The 4,803-nt window shown below is 71.2% G+C and carries 4 protein-coding genes; 1 reads left to right on the top strand and 3 read right to left on the bottom strand.

Features of this window, described 5'->3' with window-relative positions; genetic code table 11:
• The 3 genes from GWI24_RS40450 to GWI24_RS40440 form a co-directional block, all read right to left on the bottom strand.
• A partial coding sequence (locus GWI24_RS40450) for a phosphomannomutase/phosphoglucomutase (RefSeq protein ID WP_210951010.1) occupies positions 1-1,355 on the bottom strand: 1,355 nt, incomplete at its 3' end.
• Positions 1,356-1,525: 170 nt separating this feature from the next.
• Positions 1,526-3,142: an L-lactate permease gene (locus tag GWI24_RS40445; RefSeq protein ID WP_210951009.1), complete on the bottom strand. Its 1,617-nt coding sequence runs from the start codon at positions 3,140-3,142 to the stop codon at positions 1,526-1,528.
• A 302-nt stretch (positions 3,143-3,444) separates the two neighbouring features.
• The gene (locus tag GWI24_RS40440) at positions 3,445-3,894 is read right to left on the bottom strand and encodes a DUF3499 domain-containing protein (RefSeq protein ID WP_020870815.1); all 450 of its coding nucleotides are present in this window, start codon (positions 3,892-3,894) and stop codon (positions 3,445-3,447) included.
• A gap of 340 nt (positions 3,895-4,234) precedes the next feature.
• Between GWI24_RS40440 and GWI24_RS40435 the strand changes: the two genes are divergently transcribed.
• Positions 4,235-4,654, top strand: coding sequence for a metallopeptidase family protein (locus GWI24_RS40435; RefSeq protein WP_210951008.1), 420 nt, complete (start codon positions 4,235-4,237; stop codon positions 4,652-4,654).
• The last annotated feature ends 149 nt before the right edge of the window (positions 4,655-4,803 follow it).

The following is a 4,803-nucleotide window of genomic DNA, read 5'->3' as shown; positions in this document are numbered from 1 at the left end:
GCGCGGACGATGGAGAGGACCTCGTCGCGGACCTCGGCTGCCGTCTCCTGGTCTCGGGCCTCGACGTTCAGGCGGAGGAGCGGCTCGGTATTGGAGGGGCGGAGGTTGAACCACCAGTTGGAGGTGGTGACCGTAAGGCCGTCGAGTTCGTCGAGTTCGGCGCCCTCGCGGCGCTCGTACGCCGCCTTGACGGCCTCCATGCGCCCGGCCTGGTCGTCGACGGTGCTGTTGATCTCGCCGGAGGCCGCGTACCGGTCGTACTGGGCGACCAGGTCCGACAGCGGGCCCTTCTGGCCGCCGAGTGCGGCCAGGACGTGCAGGGCGGCCAGCATGCCGGTGTCGGCGTTCCAGAAGTCTCGGAAGTAGTAGTGCGCGGAGTGCTCGCCGCCGAAGATCGCGCCGGTGCGGGCCATCTCGGCCTTGATGAAGGAGTGGCCCACGCGGGTGCGGACGGGGGTGCCGCCGTTCTCCTTGACGACCTCGGGGACCGACCAGGAGGTGATGCAGTTGTGGATGACCGTCCCGCCCGGGTGCTTGGCCAGCTCGCGGGAGGCGACCAGGGCGGTGATGGCGGAGGGGGACACCGGCTCGCCGCGCTCGTCCACGACGAAGCAGCGGTCGGCGTCGCCGTCGAAGGCGAGCCCGATGTCGGCGCCGGTCTCCCGGACCCGGGCCTGAAGATCGACGATGTTCTTGGGGTCGAGGGGATTGGCCTCGTGGTTGGGGAAGGTGCCGTCCAGCTCGAAGTAGAGGGCGTCGAGCTCGAGCGGCAGCCCCTCGAAGACGGTCGGGACGGTGTGGCCGCCCATGCCGTTGCCCGCGTCCACGACGACCTTCAGCGGCCGGATGGCGGCCAGGTCCACCAGCGAGCGCAGATGGGCGGCGTAGTCGTCGAGGACGTCCCGCTGGGTGATGGTGCCGGCCTCGGCGGCGGGCTCGGGCGCGCCGCTGTCCGCCCATCCCTCCACCAGGGCGCGGATCTCGGCGAGCCCGCTGTCCTGACCGATGGGGGCGGCGCCCGCGCGGCACATCTTGATGCCGTTGTACCGCGCGGGGTTGTGGCTGGCGGTGAACATCGCGCCGGGCAGGTTGAGATATCCGCTCGCGAAGTAGAGCTGATCGGTCGAGCACAGTCCGATCTCGGTCACATCCACGCCGAGCGAGGTGGCGCCGCGCGCGAAGGCCCGCGCCAGACCGGGCGAGGAGGGGCGCATGTCATGGCCGACGACGATCGCGTCCGCGTCGGTCACCCGGGCGAAGGCGGCGCCGAAGAGTTCGGCGAGCGACTCGTCCCACTGGTCCGGGACCACACCACGCACGTCGTACGCCTTCACGATCTGCGACAAGTCGGGCACAGCCAACCCCTTCTGGAGGTCCTGGTGGAGATGTCTCTGCGGACGTCTCCGCGTACGTCCCTGCGGACCTCAAAACCTACCCGCAGGACCTGGGCCGGAACTGTGAGCCCCGTCGCGCGGCGTGCTGTCGGCCAACCCGGGCTGTCTGCTGCCGGTCATCCCTGGCCGAATCACGGCAGCATCCAGCTGAGCAGGAACGACGATTGCGCGACGACGATCAGGCACATCACCAGCAGCAGCGCGAGGCTCCACGGCAGCACCTTACGGAGCAGATCGCCTTCACGCCCCTTCAGCCCGACCGCCGCACAGGCGATGGTGAGGTTCTGCGGGGAGATCATCTTGCCGAGCACCCCGCCCGAGCTGTTGGCGGCGGCCAGCAGATCCGGGGACAGCCCGGACTCACGGGCGGCGGTCACCTGGAGGGCGCCGAAGAGGGCGTTCGCGGAGGTGTCCGAGCCGGAGACGGCGACGCCGAACCAGCCCAGCACCGGGGAGAGGAAGGCGAGCCCGGCCCCTGCGGCGGCGACGAAGTGACCGATGGTGGCGGCCTGCCCGGAGAGATTCATGACATAGGCGAGCGCGAGCACCGAGGTGACCGTAAGGATCGCATGACGCAGTTCGCGCACCGTGGCCGCCCACTCCCGCAGGGCGTCGCCCGCGGTCACCTTCAGCACGGCGGCTGTGGCCACCCCGGCCACCAGCACCAGGGTGCCGCCGGTGGCGATCAGCGGCATCGAGAAGACGTTGGCGCCCACCGCCTTTCCATCGGGACCGGCGACGTCCAGGAAGGGCCAGTCGAAGGTGCGGGTGGCCTTGGCCAGGAGGTCCTTGACCGGGCCGATCTGGGCGATGGAGAAGATCGCGACGATGAGCGCATACGGGGCGTAAGCGCGCACCACCTCCCGGCGCGGGTCCTCGCGGTCCAGGTCGTCGCTGCGTACGCCGGTGAGCACGGCGGCGCGCACCGGCTCCTCGGCCGGGCGCCGGGCGGCGGGCACGGCCATCAGCACGGCCGCGCCGACCAGTGCCGCCGCGATGTCGGCGAGCTGGACGGAGAGGTAGTTGGAGACGGTGAACTGGGCGATGGCGAAGGCGACCCCACAGGCGAGCGCGGGCGCCCAGGTCTCGCGCAGCCCGCGCCGCCCGTCGACGAGCGCGACCAGCAGCAGCGGGACGACGAGGGCGAGCAGCGGGGTCTGCCGGCCCACGACGGAGGCCACGGAGTCCAGCGGCAGCCCGGTGACCTGAGCGAGCGTCACCACCGGGGTGGCCATGGCGCCGAAGGCGACCGGCGCGGTGTTGGCGACGAGCGCGACGACGGCGGCGCGCACCGGGTCGAAGCCGAGCGCCACGAGCATGACCGAGCAGATCGCCACCGGCGCGCCGAACCCGGCGAGCGCCTCCAGGAGCGCACCGAAGCAGAAGGCGATGACGAGGGCCTGGACGCGGGGGTCGTCCGAGAGCCGGCCGAAGGAGCGGCGCAGCACGTCGAAGTGGTCGGTGCGGACGGTCATCCGGTACACCCACAGGGCGTTGACGACGATCCACAGGATGGGGAAGAGGCCGAAGAGCGCCCCTTGGGCTGCGCTGGAGACGGTCTGGCCGACGGGCATCCCGTACGGGAGGCAGGCGACGAGCGCGGCGACGACGAGCCCTATGGGACCCGCGTAGTGGGCGCGCATCCGCACCCCGCCGAGCAGGACGAGGACGGTGACGAGGGGAAGGGCGGCGACGACGGCGGACAGGGAGAGTGAATCGGCGACGGGGTCCAACTGCTGCACGAACACACGGGCCTCCCGGCGTGGACCATCCCTGGAAGGTCACATCCGTGATGCGGAAACGGAGGACCCTGGGGTGCAGGCATGGTCGTGTCCGCGCCAAGTCACAGTCAATGCTCCGTCAGCAAGTGATCCCGGGGAAGCCGCGGAACGCGGGAAGTACGCGGGAAGATCGCGGAGAAAGCGGGTCAGGGCACGCGCGAAGGTCGCGGGAGATCGCGGAAAGGGTCGCGGGAGATCGCCGGAAACGTCACGGAAGATCGCCGGAAAGGCTGAGGAAGATCGCGGGAGATCGCCGGAACGAAAGCCGATCAGGGCTCGGGCGACCGCAGGACCCGCAGATGGCCGCGGCGCGCGACCTCACGCGGGTCGCCCTCCCGGCCGCCGTGACCGCCCCCGGAGCCCCCGGAACCGGCCGCCGCCCCCGCCGCGCGCTCATGCGGGCGGGCGGCCTCGCGGACCGCGTTGGCCAGCGCCTCCAGATCGTCACCGCTGGGCCGGGGCGGGCCGCTGTCGACGGCGAGCCGGACGACCTCCCAGCCGCGCGGGGCGGTCAGCCGCTCGGAGTGCTCCGAGCACAGGTCGTAGCAGTGGGGCTCGGCGTAGGTGGCGAGCGGCCCGAGAACGGCGGTCGAATCCGCATAGACGTACGTCAGCGTCGCGACGGCGGGGCGGCCGCAGGCGGTGCGCGAACAGCGACGTACAGGGCTCACGACGTTGGACGGTACCGCACTCTTGAGCGGGCCGCGACGACTCTCCACCAGCTCACTCCGCCGTGTCGTCCTAGTTCGCACCGTGCACCCGAAACGTGAACTTACTGGCTGACCAGCGTGGACCTCCGACGCGGCCAGAACCGCCGACAACGAATCCGGTCAGCACTCGAACCGAGAGGGATCATCCTGGGCCAGGGAAGCGACTCAAGAGACGTCCGTTTTTGGACCCAAGCATGGCTGGAATGCTCATTTGGCGACATCCGGCACGGCTGTCCGGTAAGCGCATGAGGGCGGGTCGGCGACGGCTACCCTCGGAGTGATGACCAGGCCCGTACACCCGCATCAGTCCGAGCCGCGTCCCCGTCGCCGCGATCGCCACGGACGAGGTATGCGCGGCCCCATCGCGCCTCCCCAGGTGCCGCTCTCGGTCAGCCGCGCGGAGTCCTTCGTCGATCTTGTGCAGGATTCGGCGGAGCGGCTGGAGAGACGCTGGCCACAGCTGTCCGGGGTCGATTTCACGGTGCTCGAGGTGCCCACGTCGGGGCTCGGTGGCCCGGGGTCGGGCGGTGGCACGGACGGGCACGGCGGGGCGGACGGCTGGGACGGCGAGTCCGTGCCGCTCGGGCGCTTCATCGCGGCCCGCGGGGACGCGCCGGACCGGATCGTGATCTACCGCCGCCCGGTCGAGATCCGGGCGAAGAACCGGGACGAGCGGGCGCTGCTGGTGCACGAGGTCGTGGTCGAGCAGGTGGCGGAGCTGCTGGGGCTGGCCCCGGAGTCCGTGGACCCGCGGTACGGGCAGGACTAGGGCCCTCCTGACGGATCTCCGCGGCGTCGCGAGGTGCGGTCGTTCATCCGCGGCTGCATCGTGGCTGTTCGCGCCCACGCGGCGGAGCCGCACATCGACACAGCCCCGCGCCCCTTCGGGGCGCAACCGAACCGCACCGGACTTCAGCG

This window comes from Streptomyces sp. MK37H (assembly GCF_018035285.1).
Classification (GTDB): domain Bacteria; phylum Actinomycetota; class Actinomycetes; order Streptomycetales; family Streptomycetaceae; genus Streptomyces; species Streptomyces endocoffeicus.
Note: the sequence above shows the minus strand (reverse complement) of the source record. Positions and strands in the feature narration are given on the sequence as shown.

Excerpts from the sequence above, each read along its gene's own strand:
- GWI24_RS40435 (WP_210951008.1), top strand. The coding sequence starts at position 4,235 with ATGCGCGGCCCCATCGCGCCTCCCCAGGTGCCGCTCTCGGTCAGCCGC.